The 22,786-nt window shown below is 59.6% G+C and carries 20 protein-coding genes, 1 tRNA gene and 1 pseudogene; 3 read left to right on the top strand and 19 right to left on the bottom strand.

Going from position 1 to position 22,786, the window contains the following annotated elements:
* Nucleotides 1–7: 7 nt before the first annotated feature.
* Entirely contained in the window at nt 8–727 is a 720-nt protein-coding gene (gene ubiG, locus WJS89_RS05705; protein WP_346339955.1) for a bifunctional 2-polyprenyl-6-hydroxyphenol methylase/3-demethylubiquinol 3-O-methyltransferase UbiG, read from the top strand.
* 140 nt (nt 728–867) lie between these two features.
* Here ubiG and WJS89_RS05700 read toward each other — a convergent pair whose 3' ends face one another.
* The 5 genes from WJS89_RS05700 to WJS89_RS05680 form a co-directional block, all read right to left on the bottom strand.
* Complete coding sequence (locus WJS89_RS05700; protein ID WP_346339954.1) at nt 868–1,539, bottom strand: glutathione S-transferase family protein; 672 nt, start codon at nt 1,537–1,539, stop codon at nt 868–870.
* A 78-nt stretch (nt 1,540–1,617) separates the two neighbouring features.
* Nucleotides 1,618–2,592: a DUF2059 domain-containing protein gene (locus tag WJS89_RS05695; RefSeq protein WP_346339953.1), complete on the bottom strand. Its 975-nt coding sequence runs from the start codon at nt 2,590–2,592 to the stop codon at nt 1,618–1,620.
* Between the two features lie 28 nt (nt 2,593–2,620).
* A complete protein-coding gene (locus WJS89_RS05690) occupies nt 2,621–3,448 on the bottom strand; it encodes an undecaprenyl-diphosphate phosphatase (protein ID WP_346339952.1) in 828 nt (275 codons plus the stop codon).
* A gap of 6 nt (nt 3,449–3,454) precedes the next feature.
* Nucleotides 3,455–4,408, bottom strand: a complete 954-nt coding sequence (locus WJS89_RS05685) for a complex I NDUFA9 subunit family protein (RefSeq protein ID WP_346339951.1) — start codon at nt 4,406–4,408, stop codon at nt 3,455–3,457.
* A 117-nt stretch (nt 4,409–4,525) separates the two neighbouring features.
* Nucleotides 4,526–4,834, bottom strand: a complete 309-nt coding sequence (locus WJS89_RS05680) for a PilZ domain-containing protein (protein ID WP_346339950.1) — start codon at nt 4,832–4,834, stop codon at nt 4,526–4,528.
* A 175-nt stretch (nt 4,835–5,009) separates the two neighbouring features.
* Here WJS89_RS05680 and WJS89_RS05675 point away from each other — a divergent pair.
* Both WJS89_RS05675 and WJS89_RS05670 read left to right on the top strand, forming a co-directional pair.
* A tRNA-Leu gene (locus tag WJS89_RS05675) sits at nt 5,010–5,096 on the top strand.
* Between the two features lie 291 nt (nt 5,097–5,387).
* The gene (locus tag WJS89_RS05670; RefSeq protein ID WP_346339949.1) at nt 5,388–5,654 is read left to right on the top strand and encodes a hypothetical protein; all 267 of its coding nucleotides are present in this window, start codon (nt 5,388–5,390) and stop codon (nt 5,652–5,654) included.
* Nucleotides 5,655–5,663: 9 nt separating this feature from the next.
* On the opposite strand, the pseudogene WJS89_RS12435 reads toward WJS89_RS05670, so the two are convergent.
* The 14 genes and pseudogenes from WJS89_RS12435 to WJS89_RS05605 form a co-directional block, all read right to left on the bottom strand.
* Nucleotides 5,664–6,692: pseudogene (locus WJS89_RS12435) on the bottom strand (recombinase family protein); the annotation flags it as partial.
* Nucleotides 6,689–8,449, bottom strand: a complete 1,761-nt coding sequence (locus tag WJS89_RS05665) for a hypothetical protein (RefSeq protein ID WP_346339948.1) — start codon at nt 8,447–8,449, stop codon at nt 6,689–6,691. The pseudogene WJS89_RS12435 and the gene WJS89_RS05665, both read right to left, overlap by 4 nt.
* Before the next feature lie 98 nt (nt 8,450–8,547).
* The gene (locus WJS89_RS05660) at nt 8,548–8,790 is read right to left on the bottom strand and encodes a hypothetical protein (RefSeq protein ID WP_346339947.1); all 243 of its coding nucleotides are present in this window, start codon (nt 8,788–8,790) and stop codon (nt 8,548–8,550) included.
* Nucleotides 8,783–9,430: a hypothetical protein gene (locus tag WJS89_RS05655; RefSeq protein WP_346339946.1), complete on the bottom strand. Its 648-nt coding sequence runs from the start codon at nt 9,428–9,430 to the stop codon at nt 8,783–8,785. The genes WJS89_RS05660 and WJS89_RS05655 overlap by 8 nt, the downstream gene beginning before the upstream one ends.
* A gap of 87 nt (nt 9,431–9,517) precedes the next feature.
* Complete coding sequence (locus WJS89_RS05650; RefSeq protein WP_346339945.1) at nt 9,518–11,392, bottom strand: MobA/MobL family protein; 1,875 nt, start codon at nt 11,390–11,392, stop codon at nt 9,518–9,520.
* 153 nt (nt 11,393–11,545) lie between these two features.
* A complete protein-coding gene (locus WJS89_RS05645; protein WP_346339944.1) occupies nt 11,546–12,184 on the bottom strand; it encodes a hypothetical protein in 639 nt (212 codons plus the stop codon).
* An 11-nt stretch (nt 12,185–12,195) separates the two neighbouring features.
* Nucleotides 12,196–12,756, bottom strand: coding sequence for a hypothetical protein (locus tag WJS89_RS05640; protein WP_346339943.1), 561 nt, complete (start codon nt 12,754–12,756; stop codon nt 12,196–12,198).
* A 269-nt stretch (nt 12,757–13,025) separates the two neighbouring features.
* Entirely contained in the window at nt 13,026–13,751 is a 726-nt protein-coding gene (locus WJS89_RS05635; protein WP_346339942.1) for a M48 family metallopeptidase, read from the bottom strand.
* Entirely contained in the window at nt 13,748–17,032 is a 3,285-nt protein-coding gene (locus WJS89_RS05630) for a type I restriction endonuclease subunit R (protein ID WP_346339941.1), read from the bottom strand. The genes WJS89_RS05635 and WJS89_RS05630 overlap by 4 nt, the downstream gene beginning before the upstream one ends.
* Nucleotides 17,029–18,099, bottom strand: a complete 1,071-nt coding sequence (locus WJS89_RS05625) for a DUF4917 family protein (protein ID WP_346339940.1) — start codon at nt 18,097–18,099, stop codon at nt 17,029–17,031. Before WJS89_RS05625 ends, WJS89_RS05630 begins: the two co-directional genes overlap by 4 nt.
* The gene (locus WJS89_RS05620; RefSeq protein WP_346339939.1) at nt 18,099–19,271 is read right to left on the bottom strand and encodes a restriction endonuclease subunit S; all 1,173 of its coding nucleotides are present in this window, start codon (nt 19,269–19,271) and stop codon (nt 18,099–18,101) included. Before WJS89_RS05620 ends, WJS89_RS05625 begins: the two co-directional genes overlap by 1 nt.
* The gene (locus WJS89_RS05615; RefSeq protein ID WP_346339938.1) at nt 19,268–20,302 is read right to left on the bottom strand and encodes a RhuM family protein; all 1,035 of its coding nucleotides are present in this window, start codon (nt 20,300–20,302) and stop codon (nt 19,268–19,270) included. Before WJS89_RS05615 ends, WJS89_RS05620 begins: the two co-directional genes overlap by 4 nt.
* Nucleotides 20,302–21,810, bottom strand: coding sequence for a type I restriction-modification system subunit M (locus tag WJS89_RS05610; RefSeq protein WP_346339937.1), 1,509 nt, complete (start codon nt 21,808–21,810; stop codon nt 20,302–20,304). Before WJS89_RS05610 ends, WJS89_RS05615 begins: the two co-directional genes overlap by 1 nt.
* Nucleotides 21,807–22,430: a restriction endonuclease subunit S gene (locus WJS89_RS05605; protein WP_346339936.1), complete on the bottom strand. Its 624-nt coding sequence runs from the start codon at nt 22,428–22,430 to the stop codon at nt 21,807–21,809. Before WJS89_RS05605 ends, WJS89_RS05610 begins: the two co-directional genes overlap by 4 nt.
* Nucleotides 22,431–22,786: the final 356 nt, after the last annotated feature.

Genomic DNA, 22,786 nt, shown 5'->3' with positions numbered 1-22,786 from the left:
AGGGGGCATGACGAACACAAGTATCGTGGCGAGCGAAGCGGCCCATTTCGGCGGACTGGCGGGCGATTGGTGGGACCCCAAGGGCGCCAGCGCGATGCTCCACAAGCTCAATCCGGTCCGGCTGGAATTCATCCGCGAACAGCTCGACCGGCACTTCGGTCTGGACGAATGCTCCTTCACGCCGCTCGACGGCAAGAGCGCGCTCGATGTCGGGTGCGGCGCAGGACTGCTGGCCGAGCCGCTGGCGCGGCTGGGCGCGAGTGTGACGGGCGTGGACGCCGCGCCCGAACTGATCGCGGCGGCCAAGGCCCATTCGATCCAGTCGGGACTGATGATCGACTATCGCGCTGGCGAGGTGGCCGAGGTCGAGGAGCGCTTCGATGTCGTGACCGCATTGGAAGTGATTGAACATGTCGCCGATCCGCGTGCGTTTCTCTCGACCGTCGCCAGCAAAGTCGATGAGGCTGGCCTGCTGATCCTTTCGACGCCGAACAAGACGCCACTGTCGCGGCTGCTGACGATCACGCTTGCCGAAGGCACCGGCCGCATCCCGCGCGGGACGCACGACTACGAGCAGTTCATCCCGCCCGAGGCGCTGGAAGACATGCTCGCGCGCGAGGAGTTCGAGGTCGTCGAGAAAAAGGGCATCGCCTTCTCGCCGAGCAGCGGACTTCATCTCAGCGAGGACCTTCGGTTGAATTATCTGCTGAGCGCGCGGCGGATTTGACGCTCCGCGGCGATGGCCGGGATCCTTTGGCACCTAGAACCTAACGTGTGAACGTCATCCCAGCGAAGGCTGGAATCCCTGTCTCGAAGTCCAGTAACGCCAAAAAGGGCATGGGCCCCAGCCTGCGCTGGGGCGACGGACTAAAAATCCACCTTGTCGTAATGCGCCGGCGGCGCGACGCCCTCCATGCGCTCACCCAGTAGCGGTCGGAAGCAGGGGCGCGATTTCATGACCGCGTACCAGTCCTTCGACTGATCGTGCCCGCGCCAGTCCAGCGCGCCGAGATAGTCGACCACGCTGAGCTGCGCCGCTGCGGAAAAGTCCGCGAGGCTGAGACTTTGCCCCGCCAGCCAGCGGCGATGGTCGAGCAGATAGTCCATGTAATCGAGATGTCCGTTGGCTGCGCGCATCGCGTCGCGCAGGCGCACCGTGTCGGGCGGCTGGCGGGTGATGACCCGCTTCATCATTCGCTCTTCCAGCAGCGGCGCCACGACATCCGCCCAGAATTTCTGATCGAACCAGGTACACAGCCGCCGGATCTCGGCGCGCTGGCCCGCGCCCCCCGACAGCATCGCGCCTTTTTCTGACACTTCCTCGGCATATTCGCAGATGACCTGCGCGCCGATCAGCGTCAGCCCCTTTGCGGAATCGACCAGCACGGGCGTCTCGCCCGCGGGATTCATGTCGAGGAATTCGTCACGCCGCTCCCACGGATGCTCGCGCACCAGCTCGAACGCCATGCCCTTCTCGCCCAGCACGAGCCGGACTTTGCGCGAATGGGGACAGAGCGGATATTGGTACAGTTGCATCATGATCGTATCGTTCGAATAGAAAAGGCCGCCCGCCTCGTCCAGCGAAGCGAGCGGCCGTGATCGGTGGATGGGAGGGCGTTACTGCGCGCGAAGCTCGGCGGCTTCGGCGCGAAGGTCGGCGGCCATCGATTCATATTCGGCTGCCTCGCTCTCGAGCTGCGCGGCGCGCTGCTGCGGGGTCAGCTTCGCGTCCTCGGCATCGCTCGTTTCGATGCATTCGGTCTCGTCGCCTTCCTCGAGGTCGTCGCAATAGACGGGACTGGGGAACATGGGCGGCAGGTGCGCCATGCGTGCGTTCATCTTCTCGACCAGCCCCGGGACTTGCGGCACCGCGGCCGGAATCGCGCGGACGAACCCGCCATAATAGGCCGGTTCGAAACCCACGGTGGCATAGGTGCGCGCGAACTTCGCGCCCGTCGGCGTGGCGGCAAAGGCGGCAAGGTCGTTGAGTTCAGCCTCGGTGTATCGTGCGGCGAAAACCTTTGCGAGACCCTCGCGAAGCGGGCCGTCGAAGGCCGCGGCCACGGCCGGCATTTCCTCGTCCATCACCTCGCGCACGATGCGCAGGCGCTCAGGAAAATGCTCGTCCTGGTCGGCGATGAAGCTCATGATCGTGCGGTCGCCGACCATCGCCAGTCCCACGTCGACCATTTCGGCCATCGCCTCGGGATTGATCATGTCGCCCATTCCGCCGTTCTCGTCGGCCTCGATTTCCTCGCCGGTAATCTCGCTCGCCAAACCCGCGAAGTCGCCACCCAACATCGGCAGCACCTCGGCAAAGGCGGCGACGGTTTCCTTGACCCCGAATTCATTGGCAAGCTGCCGGATCGGCGTCGTCAGCATCATTTCGGCATAAGGCCCGACCATGTAATCGGCGATCGCCTCGGTATTGCCCTGCGGCCACATGATATTCACCGCCTCGCGTGCCAGCGCCAGCTTCGCTTCGCTCGGCGCGACGCGGATTTGCTCGAGCGGCTGCGCGTCGGCGGCATGCGCCGGAAGCGCGGCGGTCATGGCGGTCGCAGCGACCGCACCCAAAAGCAGTTTCTTCATCCCCAAATCCCCCAACAATCTGATCGTGTTACACGGCGCCGAGCCAGAACAGCGCGGCAATGCCGACGATGATACGATACCATGCAAACGGCGCAAACCCGATTTTCGTGACGATGGCGATGAAGGCCTTAACGACAATATAAGCGACCACGAAGCTGACGAGCGCGCCCAGCCCGATCATCCCGATATCGTCGGCAACCAGTTCGTCGCGGGCCTTGAAAAGCGAATAGACGGTCGCGCCCGAGAGGGTAGGTACCGCGAGGAAGAAGCTGAATTCGGCCGCCGTCTTACGATCCACGCCCAACGCCATCGCGCCCATGATGGTTGCGCCCGACCGGCTGACGCCAGGGATCATCGCGAGGCACTGGACGAGGCCCACCATCAGCGACTTGCCGAAGCTCATGGTCGCGACCGCGCCGCCGACCTGGTCCTCGGGAATGTCGGGACGGGCGGGCGGGTTGGCGAGTTTCTCGACCAGCAGGATCCCGACGCCGCCGATGATCAATGCCCAGGCGACGACGACCGCATTGGCCAGGAGCCCGTCGATCTGGTCACCGAAGGCAAGGCCGAGCAGAACCGCGGGCAGGAAGGCGACGACGAGATTGCGGGTGAAATCCCACGCGCCCTTCGAGCCTTCGAAAAGCCCCTTGAGAACGCCCCAGAAGGTTTTCCAGTACAGGACCACTACTGCGAGGATGGCCCCCGGCTGGATCGCGATGTTGAAGACCGCCCACTCCTCCGCCGAGAAGCCGAGCAACTCGGTCGCGAGGATGAGATGTCCCGTCGAGGACACCGGAAGATATTCGGTAAGACCCTCGACGATGCCGAGGATGATGACGAGCAGGGTGACGGACATGATGCTCTAATTCTGCTCGCGTGCACGCTGCGCGAACCGCCCGCCCGGCGTGAAACGCCCGAGCCAGTCGCCCGCAACGCTGCGCAGCGGGGTGGGGACGATGCCGAGGGCGGCCAGCCCGGGCGCGTCGTCGGCCTTCACATTGTCATGCTGGAGCAGTGTCCACTGGTCCTTGGTCATCGGCGCACCGGGCAGGAAACCGAGCTTGGAGATCATTGAGCCGAAGGCGTCAGGAAGTTCGACGAGATTGGGATCGCGTCCGGAGAGGTCGGCGATGGCGGCGTTGATCTCGCGCATGCTCATCACGTCGGGGCCCGCGATTTCGTAGGTCTTTCCGCCGTGAAGGCGCGGGTCGAGCGCCGCGGCGCTGATCGCCTGGCCGAGATCGCGGACGAACACCGGCTGGAATTTCGTGTCGGCCGCGAGAACCGGCGTCATCGGCAGGTCCATCATGCCGCCGAAACGGTTGGTGAATTCGTCTTCCGCCCCGAACACGGTGGACGGGCGCAGGATGGTCGCGCCGGCAAAGGCCTCGCGTGCCGTCTGTTCGCCTTCGCCCTTGGTGCGTGCATAGGAAGAATCGGCTTCCGCATCGGCGCCAATGGCACTGATATGCACCAGCGCGCTCGCCCCGGCCTTCGCAGCCAGTTCGGCCACGTGGCGTGCGCCCTCGACGTGAACCGCCTGTTGCTTCCCCGTATCGAAGGTGCCGACGAGATTGACGACCGCATCGGCGCCCGCGATCGACGCTTCGAGCGTTTCGGGCCGGGTGATATCGGCGGGCATCAGCGCGATCTGGCCGACGCGCGAGAGCGGCATCAGCGTATGCGCGCTCTTGGGATTGCGCTCGGCAATCCGCAGCCGGACATTATGCCGGAGCAGCGCCTCGACCGCGTAGCGGCCGATGAAGCCGCCCCCACCGATGAGCGTGATGACCTTGGGCTGGGTAGGATCGGACACGGGCGCACACACCTCTTGCTGGATCGGACGTCGAGCGCATTCAAACGCTCCGGCGTCTCTAGGCGAGGGCTCCCCCCTTCGACAAGGCGTTTTGCCGGGAGCCGCGGTCGCGCGCGTTCAGCCCTCCAGCCGGCGACGCAACAGATCGAAGACCGCAGGATAGAGCGGCTTCTCGAATGCACATCCGGCGAGAAACTTTTCAGTCCAGCAGACATGGGCCTCGAGCGGTTCGATCCCCGGCAAGGTCACCCACAACCGCTCGCCGATCCGCGGCGCATAGGGCATCTCGATGCAGCAGCCGCCGGGCGAGAGGTTGCGGATTACCGTCGGGTAGGGACGCCCGCCCTGATGGCGAGAGCGCACTTCGCCCGTCAGCGCGACGCGCGGCTGGCGGCGGTCTTCCTTCGGCGGCGTCATTGCGTTCATCGGTCGTCTCCACGGCTGTATGCGAACGAACCTCGTCGACTGGCACGCCTTCACCTCTAGAGGCGCCGCCGCTAAATAATCGTTAATTCTTCGACGTTGCGATTGGCACGCCACATTCGCGTTGACAGTCGCCATGCGCTCTCATAGAGCGCGCGGCCTACCCATCGTCTGGTGTGCCCAGGTGGCGGAATTGGTAGACGCACCGTCTTCAGGTGGCGGCGCTCGAAAGGGCGTGGAGGTTCGAGTCCTCTCCTGGGCACCACTCCCGGTCAAAGATGGGCACCTTGCCCGGCCTGTCGGGATCATGTTCGATTAGAGCCTTCTCCAAGGCTTTCGTTGTCCCGACAATTCTGACGTCATCTTCGGTCAAGATGACCTCGCTCACGAACAGTCGGAGGTAGGCCGTGCGAAAGGCATTGTCGCCAGACCGTAGAGCTGCGTTCATTCGCTGCCCGAAATCAGCAATCATCTGGTCGGTAACCTTGAGCTTCGAAGCGTCCAGCTGCGCCTGAATCAATTTCATCTCAGATTGGATCGCTGCCCTGCGGGCACGGTGTTTCGCCATTCGCGTGACGATCTCAGAGTCCTTGGCAGTGAACAGGCCACTCTCGATGCTTTCGAGCAAATTGTGCACCGCGCGCTCGACTTTCGACAGTTCCGCTTTGGCAAGTCCGAGCTCTGCGCGAAGCTGCTTGGCCTTTTCATCTGCCCTGTCCAGCAGGTGTCCCAACAACGCTACAAGACGATCGCGGCTGAAGATCTTCGCGCAGACGCTATCGAGCACGATTTCGTCGAGAATGTCGCGAGGGATGGCGGGTAGGTCGCACGCCCCCTTTGCCTTGTTCACACGCGCGGCGCAGCTGTAGTAGTGATACCGACCGCCCTTGCCAGTGCGAACGGTCAGACCCGACCCGCACCCTGGCTGGCCGCATTTGGCAATCGAAGCCGGTAGTAGCGTCGTCCCGTTGACCTCGCGCGGCGGGGTGTATTTCGGCGCGCGCTTCGTTCGGATCGCCGCCACCTCGAGAAACTCTTCCTCCGATATGATCGCGGGACATGGAACGCGTATCCATTGCGCCTCTGGAAGAGGCTCTTTAAGGTCGTTTTTCTTTCCATCGAAATAGTAGCCGACATAGTGAGTGCGCTTGAGGATGCCGTCGAGGTTCGAGTTGTTGAACTTCCCGCCGCGGATGGTGACGCCTTCGCCATTCAGCCTCTCGGAAATGGCCCTTGCCCCCATTGGGCCAGCCCCGCAGCCAACGCGAGCATAGTCGAATATCCGCCTGACGATCACTGCTTCCTCTTCGCAGATCGCCAGCTTCTTCTTCGCCTTGCTTCCCCGAGTTTCCACCGTCACGGACTTAAAACCGAAGGGGATGTTGCCTCCATTCCAGAAGCCCTCGGCCGCATTCGCATTCATCGTACGGATGGTGTTCATCGACGACTGGTCTGAGACATGCTGATTGAAGGCGCCGACGATGGAGCGCAGCAGATTGCCGCTTGCTCCCTTTTCGAACGGCTCCGTTGCCGACCGAAGATCGACCCCAGCCTTATTTAGACAACTAACGGCGACAGTCTGAGTCTCGAGATTTCGTGCGAAACGGCTTAGCGAATAGACCACGATCACGTCGAACCGCGATTTGGGCGGCTCTGCATCGGCCAGCATGCGGCGAAACACGGGGCGTCCATCGTCCTTGCCCGACATACCTGGCTCTTCGTACATCTTGACGAGGTCGTAGCCCTCGGCTTGGCAGAAGTCCTTAATACGAGCGATCTGACTCGCGATGCTGGTACCGTGCTGGGCTTGGTCCTCGGTGCTCACGCGCACATAGCCACAGGCTCGCTGCGGGCTCGTCATGTCAGCGTTTCCTTTCCTCCGATCCTTTTCCATTCTCCCTCGTCAAACCGGTCATACAGGGCCCAAAAATGGTCCACGCGAGATCGATCTCGGTCGAACTGATCGACGGCACAGCCGGAAGTTCGCAGGTAATGCACTTTCCGTGATTGCAACGGTCGCTGGCGCGGCTGCGGGGCTCGTAATGTGACATGCCCCCGATGATGGAGGATGTGCTGATTCGCCTTGTCGACCACTCCCGCCACAACTTCGCGACGCGACTGGATGAGCACTTCAGCCCAATGGATGATCCGGCTGACGCCGGTGTCGTTCGCTTCGCTCATCACGACGTCCGGGTCTCCCCATTGCCATCCGAACGGACGCCGGAATGTCGTTTCCTCCGGCAGATTGACGTTTTTCCACATGTCGACGCAGACGTCTCGACCCGACCGACCTACGACCTCACGCAAGGAGGCCGGTTCACCGCGCTGAGCAAGGCTGGCGCGGCCTGCGATTGGGTGATCTCGATCCTGTAGAAATTCGACGCGAAGGATGTCGAGGAGATGCCTCCATCGCGATTGATCGGGCCGCTCTTCCTTGTCGGCTCGCCCTCGCAGCCGGTTTGGCATGTTGTGCTCAAGCATCTCGCCAATATCGACATCAGGCCATGTCGATTTTGCGCCTTCGGCTCTGTCGATTGATCGCGCACTACTCAGAGCTAGCTTGTCGAGCGATGAAAGGTCGTGGCCCATCTTGTCGGCGATTTTCCGCTTGCGGCTCACGGTGCCTGCATCGGAGGCGCTGCCCACAATATGCTTGCCATCCCGATGCACATCCAGCCTGTCACGGGCCGTGGCCGAAGCCTCGCGCAACAAGCGGTCGATCGAATTCGTGGAGTTTCCACTTTCTGACTGATCGGCGCGCGGGCAGAATAGCTGACTGATCGCAATCGGGTCGAAGCCTAAGCGCTGTAACTGGCGCTCCCACTTGTTGATCGTCCGCTTATCATCGATACGGTCAATACCGTCGGCGCGATTCTTCTCGAAAACCTGGTTTAACTCGGACGCCAGCGAATATTGGTCGGTTGCGCGACGCAATACACCTCCGATGTAGCTCACGGGGACATAACCCACCACGATGCCGTGATGTCCTGGACGAAGCGCTCGCCAACTGAGGCATGCTTCGGTCTGAAGATATAGTGCGTCCCAGCACATAATGAGCTGCGCCACCCCCTGTGTCAGCACCGAATAATCGTCCTCGCAAGACATAGAGGCCAACACCTTAGTGACGTTATGAAGGTCACCGCGAAGAGCCGCGTCGATGAGCCTTGGGTGCTTTTCGCGCAGACGCGCCAAGTCCCAGGCGACACACCCAAAATCAAATGAGGCTTCCACATCGGAGCCTTCCCACTCGAACTCATCTCTGCAAACCGCGAGTTGAGACATGATAAGATCGGCTGCTTCATTTGACCGGGATCGACGATCTGGATCGCTCGAAGTTGTGCCAGCATGCACCATCCATCTCAGCCGAGCCTCGATTTCTTCTGCAGATTCAAGTTGGGGAAGCAGCCTGATGAACGGAGCCGCCAGATGGATATCATCCACCCTTCGAAAGTCGCTGCTGGCAAGCAGAACGAGCCCCGCCGTTTCCGGTGATGTTTGTCGTCCTGACGACAATCCCAGCGAAGCGGAACGAACAATCGCCTCTAGGCTGACGCCGGTATGAAGTTCGCCTGAAGACACGCCCCGTGCGTGGGCTTGCCGGATATCTTCAAAGTACATGGATTCCCCCTTCTTATTGCCTAAATGGCGTCATTGCCGGTCTGATTGGGGGAATTGATCTCAGGGCTCCCTTGAAAATACCCGGCACCCAGAACCTGTCAAGAACGAATTGAGAACATTTTGTCGAAGGTCTGTTCGTCGAGCAGGCGCGAGGCAGAGAGAATGGATGCTTCCAATCCATCCAACTTGTCTACCGCTCTAGCGAGAGCGTCTCGCCTTTCTTGCCCGGGCATCTCGAGAATTTGGAGCAGTTCGCCGCGAAAACTCTCGAGCTCGAATTCGATTTCCGCAAGCTCGGCCGCCCACGCCACGAGGGCGTCAAATTCGACTGCCTTACTCATCGTCACCTCCTGGCTGGATGTTCCAGATGGACGGTAGTGGCGGCGACGCGGTAAACCGCGGATTTCCCCCTGCATCTTGGATGAGGTCGAACGCGTCCCCGCGCTTAGCGATGGAGGGGGCAGATCTCCCTTCGAACTCACATATTTTCGCGACCAGGTAGCGCTGACGATTGGTTATACTCTTCTTGCGCCAGTTTTCCCGTTTGGAAACGTCCAGAGCCAGGAACTCGGCGGTCTCCTGTTCTGCCAGCTTCTTGAGCCGCTGCCACTGCAGATAGGCACCCATATGCTCCGCCCATTGTCGGACGTCCTCGAACCCCAAAAGGAGTTCGAACGCTTCCGCGAGCGTCAGATTGCGATCATCACGCTCGAGTGCGGTCATGCATAGGCCGGCGATCGGAGCCGCCAGCAGACCAGTCAGCTGGTAGCCGTCGATGCCGAGCGCATTGTGCACCTGGAAGGCAGCCCCCAGCTGATATTTCCGATTGTCGACGCTGCCCGGCGTGTCACACCGCCGTCGACCATATTGCCTCACCTCAGTCATGAGCGCGTCCAGGTCAGGTGCTGCCTCGCCGAAGAATGCAGCGAGCGACGCGATCAGTTCTTTCTGGGCCTTCTGGTTCGTGTTCGTAACAGTCATTTCTTCCTCCTTTGTTTGGAGGGAGAATCATTAAGGGGGAGCGGCGCGCTGCTTGTCGACCACTCCCCCCATTAGTTTTTGGCCCGTCTATGACCGTCCCAGGCCACCGGAGCGGGCCTTATTCAAGACATCGAGCCAATCATTATCTTCGGCGGCGTCGATGGAGGGCTCGGTTACCGTCGACTTCTGGTCGATCTTCTCTTCCATCGGTGTCTTTTCGGGCGGGGTGACGTCCTTTGTGGGGGTTGCAGTCAGGTCGGCCTCTTTCTTCTTCTCGACCTCATCGACCGTATGGCCCAATGCTGATCGATCCGCTTTGTCTGCGGTGACCTCTGCTGCCTTCGTCTGTTCTGCTCCCGCTGTCACTTTCGATGCTCGAATCTTCTCGTTGTAGTGCTTCTCTTTTTCCCGTCTGAGACGAAAGAGCCTCTCTTCTCGCAGGATATCGTCAATGATGTCGGGGACACTCTCCTCGCTCGCCAACGCCTTGAACATGTCGGGTAGCTCGTCGGCCACCAGACATGCGCTCTTCCCTTCGACGGCGATGCATCGCTCGAGCATTTCTTCGTCCCGCAGCAACTGCTGGTGCAGGACATAGGTTGGGAAGTACCAGTCGTCCCGGGCGAGATCGGTTGGACCGACGCCCTCAAAGTCGGCTGCCGAGATGCCATCGAGTCGCATGGGGTTGGGAAACTTCGCTCTGATCCGTTCCAGATAGGTCGGTTTGGCCTTCTGCTGTTCAATGGCGACACTGCCGCGGAGGTCGGCGACGGTTTCGAGCTTCTTTGAAAGATATGCGGCAATCGCCCCCATCACTCGCATGCGGGCTGCCTCATCCTTCCGAATAACGGCGTTGGCACCCTGACCAATCGCAGTCGCTGTAGATGCCTCCACGCCACGATCGGCTTGCGAAACGCCGCTGTAGCGTATCTTCGAGTTTTCGTAGGCAAGATGGCAGTTGAAGATGTCGGCCATGTGACGGCGAAGCCATTTGATCCCGTTCGGCGAATTCAGTTCGCTCGCCTTGCAGGCCTCGAAACTCCACTCGCCATCTCCTTCGACGCGAAAGGGCCGGGTGCTCACCATGAAGTGGCCGTGGAAGTTCCGGTCGTCACCGTTTGGGTCGGCCTTTTGCGCACTTGCGACGTAGGGCAGGTGAAGTTCATCGAGCAGATCTCCGATATCCTTCATCGCTGCCGAGCGTCCTTCCGGCGAGAGCTCGTATGGTAGGGCAAGGATGAGATGCAGCACGACATTGCCGTTTGGGTCGACGACGTGCTCGTGACTTTCCAGCGCGCGGCAAAAGTCGACAACCTCCTCACATTCGGGAAGTGAGATGGTCAGACCCTGCTCGCGACCCTCCGCCGGAGTGGTGACGTTGGTGAAATAGGCGAGAATGCCGTTCTCGGCCCCTTCAGGACGCAGAATATAACGGGCGAGGTTGGCCGCATCACCAGCCCGATATGCCGGGGCGTTTCTGCCCCCCTTGAAGCCGCGCGAACTTACCTTGAGAACGATATTCCGATACCCGTCGGAGGACATGCGACCTGAGGGGCGGATCCATCCCGTTGGCTTTCGAACGAGCGGTGCCTGGCGATTATAAAGCTTCTTGGGGCATACCACGGACAGCTTCGCCCGAGCGCTGGGCCAAACGCTTACATTCACCCTTAGCATTTTCGATTCTTCAAGCAGAGATCGCCGCGAGAGATAACCGATGCGCCGCAGGAGCTGATCGCGTTCGCGCTCGTCTCGCTCTGCCTTTCGTCTGGCCTTGGCCGCTGCGGTTCGCATCGCCTTTTCCTCGCGCTGCCATTGCATCATCGCGCGGTGCTGACGCTTGCGATCCTCGAATTCTTTTCCTCTTCGTTCGGCCAGCCATTCGCGCCGCGCGGCATTTGATTGCTCGCGGGCGGCGCCTGCCGAAACCCGTTTTCCATCGATGCTGAATGTCGTCTTGTTCATTCCCCTTGGACCTTCCTTCTGCGGATGATCGGGGGGTGGTGCTAAGGGGAAAAATCCGCCCAGGCGTCTGGGGCGGAAATTCCCCTTTATTGCGCACCACCCCCTAATCTCACCTTCGTGACCTGAGGTCCAAGGCATAGCTGTTCGACCAGATCAGCTTGTCGAGCACTCCTTTTGATACTGTTTCCACGACCGCAACGCGGCCTTGCGCCCGGCGTCGCTGGACACCTTCTCATCGATACCGATCCATCCGAACCGCGATAATTTTGCGGTGAGAACGAGCGCATGGACATGGCCCGGGACGTCACTCCCCACCAGGTAGGGGGCGTGTAGGACGAGGATGACGGGAAGGCGCATCCCGAGTACGAAATGCTCGCGCACCCAGGCGCGGCTTTCCTCATATTTTGAATGCAGATTGGGCGCGTCGGGGAAATGCAAGGTCACCTGCGCGATCGCGGTCGACGCATCCGACGGCAGCGCTTCTTCGTAGCGCTGCACGAGGCGATCGATGTCGACATACTCCTCGGGGGCGTCCGGGGGGAGTAACACCTCCATGCGCGCCGCGGCCCTGTGTCTTGCACCCGTCCCGGCAGGATGTCGCTTCTTCGCCAGATGTCCCTCTAGTGACGCGCGTGGCCCATCACCGTCAGGCCAGTAGAGCCTTGCAAACCCGAACTTGCCGTCGCCTTCATGCGGGTGAAACTCACCCTTAAGCGCTCGCGACGCGAGCGCATCGTCGGTCTTCGCCTTGCTTTTCTTGCGGGCCGCTGGAGGAGTGGCGGTCTTGCCCATGCGCGCAGCCATCAAATCCACCCCTTTATGACCGTGGACAGGTATTCGTTCCCCAAGGTGATCCCACGCCAACGGCCGATTTCATCGTCGAACGGCGCCTCATTGGCGAGTTCAAGCCCATTGGCGGTGAGCCTGACACACTTGCCCGGCCCAGCGCTCGGGATCAGCCATGGGGCCTGTTCGGGGTGATCTTTCCAGAGGCGATAGTCTGTGAAAGTGCGCGAATGGCCACAGAAATGCACGTCGAAGCTCATCTTCGAAATCGCGTCACCGCTCCGCGCGACAATGACATCGGTGGATAGGCTCTGAGAGAGGCTGCATGCCTCCGCGATCAGCAGCGGGCGGCACCAATCGGTGCCAACAATTCCTAAGCCAGCTTGCTGCAATATGATCACGTGCTTGATCGATGGATGACATCGGACAGGTTTTTCGTTGCTACCGCCGTCTATAAGAGTAGCCAAAGCGTGCATCAGGCGCATTGTCGCTCCGCGCGGCTGCGGGAGAGAGACGATCTCGACGTTGGTCTGGTTGTGGGGCTGATGTTTCAATTTCTCGTCCTTGCTTTTGGACACCCGTGACGGCTAAGCCCCGATGGCCACGGGCTGAATTTCATCTCGATCGGCTTAACCGATCATCCTGACCTTCTATCATTAACTCGAAAGGCCGCTCGCGCGATCGCGCGTCGAGCGGCTCGCAGAGCAACCTTCTGCAGCTTTTAAACCGATTGTGGACTGCCTGGAGCCATTGCGGAGGGGAGGGTCGGCCATCGCGCGGAATTATGGTTCGGGCGGGCATCGGCAAAGCGGCTATTCAATGAATCCAATGACGACACAGACAGTCGTCAATCATTTCCTGCCAAGACTAGCTCGGCTATCGAATCCAGCTCCCGTTTTGCGCTCTCCCAAGCCGGCATTTGCTTGGTGAGCAAGTCGAAGAAGCGCTTGCTGTGGTTGTGTTCGACCAGATGACAGAGTTCGTGCAGAATGACGTATTCAATGCAATGACGTGGTGCCCGTATGAGTGCGGGGTTCAAGTAGATCACCCCGTCCGGGGAACAGCTGCCCCACTGCGTCCTCATTCGCATAAGTTTCAGCGGTGGGAGTGCTTCTATCCAATTCAACCGGCCTGAGATTTCCGAAAATTTGTCGCTCAGGTATTCGTCTGCGCGAACATCATACCATGCATTCAATCTGCGTCTGACGGCGGCTCGATCAACCACTGGCAGGGTTACAATAAGCTTGCCTCGCAAGAGTTTGACTTCAGAAGGCTGCGCACTGCTCCCATTGACGATAAGCTTGTGTCGCCGCCCTAAATAAAAGTGCGTCTCGCCGCTCACATATTCGCGCGGTAGCGCCATTCGCCGCGCGGCGATTGCTGCGTTCCGATGTTGGAAGATCCATCTTGCGCGTCGCTGCGCTGCCGCCCTGATCTGACCCGTTTCCTTATTGCTGGGCGCTTCGATTTCGACATCACCGTTGGGGTAAACATGGATGCGGATGCGGCCCGTGACAGCTGCGGTTTGTCGAACGAGGCACGACACCTCTTGATCGCCGTATCGGACAATCACGTTCTTGCGCTACTTCCACGAGCAAGGCCAATGCGGGTTACCTCGACAACCTTCTCGGTAATAACCTTTGCCTTGTCCAAGCCGGTCAGGCCGAACAGGCGCGGTAACAAAGCTTTTCGGATAGCCGCTTCAATGTTTGCCGGGTTCAACGAGTTTTCTGCAATGGCACTCTCCACGGACTTCTCAATGTCCAGCGCTGCCTGGATGAATTCTTCTTGCTCATCCCCCTTTGCGAGCTCGTCCCCTATTTCCAACCGGATGATCCCGAAATAAGCGCTCGCATGGCGGTGACCTTCGAGGCGTTGGGGCAGGTCGTCGATGGACCTGGAGGCGAGCCTTTCCTCCAAATCCTTGAACAGGATATATTGCTTGTAAGGGTGGTCGAAAAGCGCAGATGCTTCCGCAATGGCCCGCTTGAGCAGATCGGAAAAGAACAGCTGCGCATAGGGATCGTCGGCCAGTTCCTGCTCGATCGTCTTGCGGACTCTGGATCGGATGATGTCAGTTTCGTTGCGTGTTTTCTCAGGGGACCAGGTTTCGGCGGACTGCTGATTTCCAAGCTCGTTGACGATCAAAACGCCGTCCACGTTCTCCACGTCCTCGCCCACGACATAGCGATCGACCAATCTCCTGATCTGATCCTCGTAGGCGTTGTAGTCGACGGTTTCCTGTGCGTCCTGCTTCACGATCTTGCGCAGATTAGTGAAGAACTTGAGGTCTCGCTTGTATTCCGCAATCTGTCCTTCGGTGATTGATGCGTCTTCGAAGAACGAACGCGACCCCAGAGCAATCTTCAGGCACATGCCGTAGGCTGTCAGGGCCTCATAGAAATCCTCCCGTATCTTCTGGTTCAGGTCGATCGGTATTCCATCCTCGCTCTCGCGTGTCTGAGGAACCAACAGCTGCCGATACTGCTCGATATCGGCCCTGTTCCTGACCGGCTTGAAGATTTCCCAGAGGTTGGCGTGGAGGCTGGACAATCGCTTATACTCGGTGCTGACATCGGCATAGAGTTCGTCAATGTCGGCGAGATCGAAGCCGCCTTGCGTGCGTTCGGCGAGGTCCTGATATTCAGTGAGCGCGGTATCCAGCGCCTTCAGAATTCCCCGATAGTCGATGAGCAAACCGTACTTCTTCTGCTCATGCAGCCGGTTTACGCGAGCAATGGCCTGGATCAGATTGTGCTGTTCAAGCTTCTTGTCGATGTAGAGGACAGCGTTTCGCGGCTCATCAAATCCGGTGAGGAGCTTGTCGACCACGATCAGAATGTCAGGTCGGCCCTCGGTCGAGAAGTCTTCGATGACTTGGCGCTCGTAATCTTCGGCGTCGCCTTTGACATTCTCCTTCCACCATTGCTGCACCTCCGGCAGCTCCGCCTCATCCACTTCCGAATGGCCTTCTCGAGTATCTGGGGGCGAAATGATGATGGCGCTGCTGACTAGACCGGTGGCATCCAGCGCCTTCTTGTAGCGGATGGCTGACCGCTTCGAATCAGTTGCCAGCTGACCCTTAAGGCCGAGATCTAGATCCTTGAAGTTCTCCTTGAAGTGGGTCGCGATATCGAGTGCGATCAGATTGATGCGGTCGCCAGAGCCATAGACCGCGCCCTTAGTCCCGAACTTCTTTTTGAGATCGCCCCTTTGCTCATCGGACAGGCCAGCGGTGACCTTCTCGAACCAGTTGTCGATCGCGCGCTCGTTCACGTCGAGGATCGGCTTGCGTTCCTCGTAGAGCAACGGCGTCACCGTGCCGTCCGAGACGGCGTCCTTCATCGTGTAAGCGTGGACGATCCGCCCGAACTTGTTAGCCGTCTTGTCGTCCTTCAGTAGTGGCGTACCGGTAAACGCGACATAGGCGGCGTTAGGCAGCGCCTTGCGCATCCGCTCGTGGTTCTCGCCGCCCTGGCTACGGTGGCCTTCATCAACGAGCACGATCATATCCGCGCTGTCATTTCGGCATTCGGCGTGGCGAGCAGCGCTGCCGAACTTGTTGATGATCGTGAAGATAATCCGCTCGGTGCCCTTGCCGATGCGCTTGGCTAGATCGCGGCCCGATTGCGCCTTGGCCTTGCCCGCATCTTTCGAGCCTACGTCCGAACCGAAGGCGCCGCCGGTCAGGAAGTTGCCTGCCAGCTGCTTTTCCAGATCGCGGCGGTCGGTCACCACGACCAGACGGCAGGCCTTCAGCTTCTCGTGCAGCAGCAGCGCCTTGCACAGCATCACCATCGTGAAGCTCTTGCCCGAACCGGTGGTGTGCCAGATCACCCCGCCTTCGCGCGCGCCATCGGGTTTGATCCGGCTGATCTGGTCGAGCAGCGCGCGGATGCCGAAGAATTGCTGATGGCGGGCGACGATCTTGTCTACCTTGCGGTCGAACAGGACATATGAGCGGACGAATTCGAGCAAGCGCTCGGGCGTGCACAAGCCGATCAGCAGGCGGTCCTGCGCGGTCACGGCTTGCTCGTCGCTCCACAGGTGCTGGAAGTGGTCGCGCACCTCGCGCACATGGTTCTTCAGGATCGCCGCGCGCGGATCGATTTCCTTTGCAGCGTTCTTGATCTGGCGGAAGTGATCCTCGGAAAACTCTTCCTCGCGCCATTGCGCCCAGAACTTGCGCGGGGTCTTGGTGGTACCATAGCGGCCATCTGTCATGCCGATGGACAGCAGCAGATGGGCATAGGCGAAAAGGTGCGGGATTTCCTCCTGCCCCTGGTTGCGGATCGTCTGGCTAATGCCTTCGTCCACCATCGACTTGTTGGGATTGCCGCTGTCTGGCCGCTTGGCCTCGATCACCAGCAGTGGGATGCCGTTGACGAAGCCGACGATATCGGGACGACGCGTATGCGTGCCCGGCACGGCGAGCACTTCCATCTCCTCGCTGGCAATAAAGCTGTTCGCCAGCGGATGCGCCCAGTCGATGATCGGGACGGTGACGCTGTGCTTCTTGCCATCGACGAATTCGGTGACGGTGATGCCCAGCGTGATGGCGTTGTAGAGCTTCTCGTTGGCGGTGATCAGCCCTTCATTAAGCGCGGGCGAGGTCAGCTCGCGAACGATCTGGTCGATCGCGTTGGTTGAAAGCGGATAGGTCCGCCCCTTGTAGTCGAACGTCCGTCGCCGCAGCTGCTCGACCAGCACATCGCGCAGCACCACCCCCTGATTGCCACCACGCGCGGCGAGACAATCCTCTGGGGAGAGATAATCCCAGCCCAGCGACACTAGCGTGGCGAGGGCCGGGATATGGGAGCTGTAAAGCTCGGCGGTGTTGGGAGTGATGGTCAATTGTCGCCCCAAACGTTCGCGGAGGCTGCATCATAGAAGACTACCTCTAGTGGGGCGCTTGCGTGTCGCATAGCCGCCAACTCTTGCGCTCGTGCCATGATGCGTTGATTGTCGTCGGTCAGAGGGTCTCCAAAAATGCCCACGTAGAGTTTCTTGAATCGGCCTCGACCAATGCGAACGAGAATATGATCGTCGTTTTCTGCTAGCGAATGACCGAAGATAAACATGCAGTGGGTTCCGACCTTGATGTTGGCCGTAAACTGCTTGAAGCCTTGGTAGAGGTAGGCGTTGTGGCGAATTTTCGCCTTCTTCTTCGCGCTGGTGCCCTCGGCGACAAAGAGCGGGTACGCATCCACCGCAATGGCTGCACGGGCCTGATCTACAAGCGGGACATTCGTCCGAACCCAAGTGTATTTCTTTAGCTCTGCCCCTGAATCGAAGAGGTGCAATGCACCGTGAAGAAAATGCACGCGCGCATCGTGGGCGCCGGTCTCACCCTGCCACACAACGTATTCCGCATCGGGATCGTCCTCATTGTTTCCAAACCCATCGTTCTTGGCCAAGTCGATTGGATCGCCGAACGGCATGGCGTCATGCATCAGCGTCCAGTAGAGCAGCAGGTCATAGTTGAGTGTGAATACCTGCCCTGCTTTAGGCCCGGTGAGGAAATGCGAAAGGAAGCGACGGCAAGCCCAAAACTTGGCATCAGGAATGTCCGACGGAACGTTGGGATGATTGCCGGCGATCGTTTGGACCAGAATCTCCTTTAGCGCATCGGCGTGCTCGAGCATCTTGGCGATGGCTTCATCACCATGCACGACATAGGGTGGCAAAATCCTAGCCGCGTTCTCCAGTGAGCGGATTGCCTGCTCGAAGTCTTGCGTGCCGAGAGCGGCGAAAACGGCTGCGACTTCGGGAACTTGGGTGAAATTAGCCTGCTCAAAGAGCGACCCATAGTGAAATATGTCGGCCCGGCAGGCGATGCTGAAGCCATTGCCGAGCAACAGGTGCCGCTTTGAGTGCCTTTCGGAGTCCTCTATTGCTTCTTCGAATGTCATCAGCGGCATCAGACCACCTCGCTTTCCGGAAGTTTGACCCGTCGTTTGCCGGTGAGCAGTTGCTGCATCAGCGCGGCCTTTTCCTGGCGGAGGGCGGTCAGTTGCGCTTCGTGCGCCGCGATTTCCTTGTCCGCGCTGGCTGCGACTTCACCGATTTTCACCTGTTCAGATCCTGGCGGAACGGGGATCGAGAACTGGCTCAGCGCCTTTTTCTGGATGTTGGGGAGCCCTGATCCAACACGTAGCGACATGATCTGGCGCTCACGATGTTTGAGCACAGCGAAAAGATAGTCCCGCTCCACCTGCAGATTTTTCAGAGCGTAGCAATGGCCGCCGCACCAGAAGGGCTGCGTGATCAGATCGACGTAGCCGCACGAGTTGCCGCCCTCGGAAATCGTGATGGTATCGGCGGAGGTGTTGGGGTGGTCGGTGTATCCGGACGGCGTGATGCCACCGTTGATCACAGGAACAGGGCCGTCCTCAGCCAGACTGGCCCGGCCTTTTTGTTTTCCCTTGGATATATCGGCCAGCGAGCCGAGCTTTGCCTCGCGCCACTCCCCCGAAAAGCCGGGGAGGCGTTTTTTGGGTGGGGTGGTGCCTTGCGGGAGCAGCTGCTGCATCAGCGCCTGCTTCTGCGCGCGGGCGTTGGCGATCAGCGCCTCGACCGTCTCGATGGCGTGGTCCCAGGTTTTAAGCGCTGCGACAATTCCACGCTGCTCGCCCAGCGGAGGAAGGGCAATTTCAAATGACTTCACGGCAGCGATTGAAAACTCAAGGCGCGTAGTGCCGACCGTTACCGACTTGATGCGCCGCTGAGTCTGGGGTGCCTGAAGTTGGTAAGCGACATACTCAGCGTTCGCCTTTCCGTTAGGGCGGATACGGGCAATCTCGCGAGCAATGTTTCCGCTAAAGCCCGACGGTACAATCCCCACTTCTCCGATGGTTCCTTTGACGGAGATCAGCACGTCACCAGCCTGCACACGGCTATTCTTGTATTTCCCCTCAATTTCCGGGGAAGCCAGGTGGAGAGGCACCTTACCAATTTGATTGATGTATTTGATCGGCACGATCGGAACCCCGCCCGGGGTATTCGCGCCGATCTGCACAACGCCATATCGGATGGAAGCGCGCGGGTCGGAAATCTCCGCAAGCGTAACTTTGGCCCACCCCTCCGGGATCATTTCGCACCGCCCTTGCCCTTGGCGGGCTTGTCGGCGGCGAGCTGCTTCACCTTGGCGGTAGCCTCAATGAAATGTTGCTCGACCGCGCTCGGCGCGTTGATCGCGCGGGTGTGCCAGCGGTCGTATTCGGCGTCGACGTGGCGTTGCGCCTGCTTGGCGGAAACCCGGCCCGCGCCATCAAGCAGCGGGTGATCGCCCAGCTTCAGGAAGTCGTCCAGCTTGGCGATCCAGTCGGCCATGTGCATCGGCTTGCGGTTCTTCGCCATGGCCTCGGCAAATTCGAGGAAGGCGACGGTGATGCGGTTCAGCGTCTCCATCTCGTCGTCAGCCAGATAGTTCTTCGCCACCTGCGCATCTTGCTTGGTGGGCAGGCGGCCTTTCTTCTCACCGGTCCAGCTGGTCAGCCCCATCATCGGCTTGGCGCTGTCAGCGCGCGCGAGCTTAGTTTCCGCCGCCGTCTGGCCATGGGCCGCATGGTGCATCTTGTTCTGCACGGTCTGGAAGAATTGCTGACTCGTTTCCGCCTTCGGATCATAGTCCACGGCGGTGGCGTAGATATCGAGTACCTTCTTGTAGAACAGCTTTTCCGACGCGCGAATGTCGCGGATGCGGGCGAGCAGTTCTTCGAAATAGTCGTTGTCCGGTTCTTTCAGGCGCTCGTCGTCCATGACGAAGCCTTTGACCAGATATTCGCTCAGCGCCTCCGACGCCCAGCGCCGGAATTGCATGCCTCGCAGCGACCGCACGCGGAAGCCGACCGCAAGGATCATTTGCAGGTTGTAGAGCAGAATCTGGCGGGAAACCTTGCGCTTACCTTCGGTTTGAACTGTCAAGTTTTCTTTGACAGTTGCCGCTTCGTCCAGCTCACCCTCTTCCAGAATGTTGCGGATGTGCAGGCTGATGCTCTGCTTGGTAGTCTGAAACAGCTCGGCCATGTCGGCCTGGCTCAGCCACACGCTGCCATCGCTCGCCTGAAGGCGAATGACGGTGACGCCGTCCTCCGTCTGGTACTGGATGATCTCGCCTGCCATCAGTAGCCAAGCTCCTTGAGGTAGCCGTCCATCTTCTCTTCCAGTGCGGCGAGTTCGGCCTTCAGCTTCAGCCGTTCGGCGCGGACGGCGACCAGGTCGATCTCTTCCTCTTCCTCGAAAGTGTCGACATAGCGCGGGATGTTGAGGTTGTAGTCGTTCTCGGCCAACTCTTCGGGCGTGGCGAGATAGGCGTATTTGTCGACCGTCTCACGCTTGCGGTAAATTTCGACGATCTTCGCGATGTGGCCTTCTTCGAGCTGGTTCTGGTTCTTGCCCGACTTGAACTCACGGCTGGCGTCGATGAACAGCACCTTGTCGTCCGCCTTTGTCTTGCGGAAGATCAGGATACAGGCCGGAATGCCTGTGCCGTAAAACAGCTTTTCGGGCAGGCCGATCACCGCTTCGAGTAAGTTCTCTTCGATCAGCTTCTGCCTGATCTTGCCCTCGCTCGATCCCCGGAACAGCACACCATGCGGCGCGACCACGGCCATGCGTCCGGTCTTCGGCTTCATCGTCTCGATCATGTGGAGGATGAAGGCATAGTCGCCCTTGGTCTTGGGCGGTACGCCACGCCGGAAGCGACCGAACCGGTCATTCTCCGCCGTATCGACGCCCCACTTGTCGAGGCTGAAGGGCGGATTGGCGACGACCACATCGAAGTGCTTCAGCCGGTCCTCGGCGTCGAGCAGCTTGGGGTTGCGGATGGTGTCGCCCCATTCGATGCGGTGGTTGTCCTCGCCGTGGAGGAACATATTCATCTTGGCGAGCGCCCATGTGCTGCCAATCGATTCCTGGCCATATAGCGCGTATTTCTTTGATCCGGCGAACTTGGCCTGCACGCGGCGACCGCACTTCATCAACAGCGAGCCGGAACCGCAGGTGGGGTCGCAAGCTTCCTCGCCTTCGGCCATGTCCATGATTTCCGCCATCAGTTCGGACACTTCGGGCGGAGTGTAGAATTCGCCCGCCTTGCGGCCCGCGTCGGCGGCGAAGTTCTTGATGAGGAATTCGTAGGCGTTGCCGATCACATCGAGATTGCCGATGCGCGAGGGTCGCATGTTCAGCTCGGGGCGTGAGAAATCCTCCAGCAGATGGCGCAGGATGTCGTTCTTTTGCTTCTCCTCGCCCAACTTGTTGGAGTTGAAGCTGATATCCTGGAACACGTCGCGCAGCTTGCCGACGTTTGCCTCTTCGATGGCGTGCAGCGCCTTGTCGATCCGCTCACCGTTCCCGGGCTCGTGCCGCGCCTTGTAGAGCGTGGTGAAGTTGGCGGATTCCGGCAGGACGAAGCGCTCGTTCGTCATCAGCTCCGCGATCAGCTCAGGCGTATCGCCATACTGCTTTTTGTACTCGTCGTAGTGGTCCTGCCAAACGTCCGACAGGTACTTCAGGAACAGCATGGTCAGGACGTAGTCCTTGTAAACGTCGGCAGAGACCGTCCCGCGAAAGGTGTCGCAGGCGGCCCAGACGGCCTTGTTCACTTCGTCTTGTTTGATCTGGTCGTTCATGATGCTCTCTGTTCCGGGCGCTGAAAGGCTGGTCCAAGCAGCTGTTGGGCAATGGCCGTCATCTCGGCGGCCCTGTTGTCGATAAGTCGGGTTAGGATTGCGCGCTCACCTCGCATTGCCGCGTCCAGATCGGCGATATGTTGTTGCTGTGCGAGCGGTGGGATCGCGATTGGCAAATTCTCCACCACCTCGCGTTTGAGATTGAGGATGTAGGAACCGGTCGCGCCCGCCGCGAAGTAGTCCTTCGCCGGCTTCTGCATCATCTGCCAAGCCAGGAATTGGGGGAGGATCGCGTCGGTCCTCACGCGGATCACGAAGAAATGCGGCGAGCAGACGACCTGCTCGTCGCGCTCCTCCATGCAATACGGGAAGTTACGTCCACCGCGTGTGGAGAGGATGATGTCACCCGGTCGCAGAAATGCTTTCGCAGATTCTCGTGGCAGTTCGATACGCGCAAGGCCTTTCCAATCGATCCCGGTTTCGGGATCGGCATTACGCATTTGAATCACGGCAACGTCACCTTCGGGCAGGGCATCGATCTTGCCCCGAAAGGGATAGCCCGCCGAAATCGACGCTAACTCAGCAAGCACGCCCGAATCATATGCGTCAAACCGCTTCATGCTGCACCAAATGAACGAGCATCAGCATTTTGTCAACGCTGTATCTGCGTTAAGTTCTTTGATGCAAGAATTGACGATGGTTCGCTAAGGCCGATTTGGACTTGTACCCAAGACTTAAAACCGACGTCATTGCCGTCTAACGACAGAAATCTCCCAATGATTTGAGTGTCCATTTTCGTCGCCTCTGGGGCACCATTTTCAAAAATGGCGGGAAACCGACGATTTCGCGCACCCCCATAGAGGACTGCTGAGAACTATTGGGAAGAATGGCGGCTTGGCGGCCGATATCGGTCACAGGAACGATCGCCGCCCGCCGAGAGTAGCGGTCCAAGTTTAGACCTCCCCCCCCCTGACCA

Source organism: Sphingomicrobium aquimarinum (assembly GCF_039655735.1).
GTDB classification, from domain to species: domain Bacteria; phylum Pseudomonadota; class Alphaproteobacteria; order Sphingomonadales; family Sphingomonadaceae; genus Sphingomicrobium; species Sphingomicrobium aquimarinum.
Note: the sequence above shows the minus strand (reverse complement) of the source record. Positions and strands in the feature narration are given on the sequence as shown.

What these genes read in the sequence shown, in the direction of transcription:
- ubiG (WP_346339955.1), top strand. Translation starts at nt 8, where the DNA reads ATGACGAACACAAGTATCGTGGCGAGCGAAGCGGCCCATTTCGGCGGA.
- WJS89_RS05700 (WP_346339954.1), bottom strand. Translation starts at nt 1,539, where the DNA reads ATGATGCAACTGTACCAATATCCGCTCTGTCCCCATTCGCGCAAAGTC.
- WJS89_RS05695 (WP_346339953.1), bottom strand. Translation starts at nt 2,592, where the DNA reads ATGAAGAAACTGCTTTTGGGTGCGGTCGCTGCGACCGCCATGACCGCC.
- WJS89_RS05690 (WP_346339952.1), bottom strand. Translation starts at nt 3,448, where the DNA reads ATGTCCGTCACCCTGCTCGTCATCATCCTCGGCATCGTCGAGGGTCTT.
- WJS89_RS05680 (WP_346339950.1), bottom strand. Translation starts at nt 4,834, where the DNA reads ATGAACGCAATGACGCCGCCGAAGGAAGACCGCCGCCAGCCGCGCGTC.
- WJS89_RS05665 (WP_346339948.1), bottom strand. Translation starts at nt 8,449, where the DNA reads ATGTACTTTGAAGATATCCGGCAAGCCCACGCACGGGGCGTGTCTTCA.
- WJS89_RS05660 (WP_346339947.1), bottom strand. Translation starts at nt 8,790, where the DNA reads ATGAGTAAGGCAGTCGAATTTGACGCCCTCGTGGCGTGGGCGGCCGAG.
- WJS89_RS05655 (WP_346339946.1), bottom strand. Translation starts at nt 9,430, where the DNA reads ATGACTGTTACGAACACGAACCAGAAGGCCCAGAAAGAACTGATCGCG.
- WJS89_RS05650 (WP_346339945.1), bottom strand. Translation starts at nt 11,392, where the DNA reads ATGAACAAGACGACATTCAGCATCGATGGAAAACGGGTTTCGGCAGGC.
- WJS89_RS05645 (WP_346339944.1), bottom strand. Translation starts at nt 12,184, where the DNA reads ATGGGCAAGACCGCCACTCCTCCAGCGGCCCGCAAGAAAAGCAAGGCG.
- WJS89_RS05625 (WP_346339940.1), bottom strand. Translation starts at nt 18,099, where the DNA reads ATGCCGCTGATGACATTCGAAGAAGCAATAGAGGACTCCGAAAGGCAC.
- WJS89_RS05620 (WP_346339939.1), bottom strand. Translation starts at nt 19,271, where the DNA reads ATGATCCCGGAGGGGTGGGCCAAAGTTACGCTTGCGGAGATTTCCGAC.
- WJS89_RS05615 (WP_346339938.1), bottom strand. Translation starts at nt 20,302, where the DNA reads ATGGCAGGCGAGATCATCCAGTACCAGACGGAGGACGGCGTCACCGTC.
- WJS89_RS05610 (WP_346339937.1), bottom strand. Translation starts at nt 21,810, where the DNA reads ATGAACGACCAGATCAAACAAGACGAAGTGAACAAGGCCGTCTGGGCC.
- WJS89_RS05605 (WP_346339936.1), bottom strand. Translation starts at nt 22,430, where the DNA reads ATGAAGCGGTTTGACGCATATGATTCGGGCGTGCTTGCTGAGTTAGCG.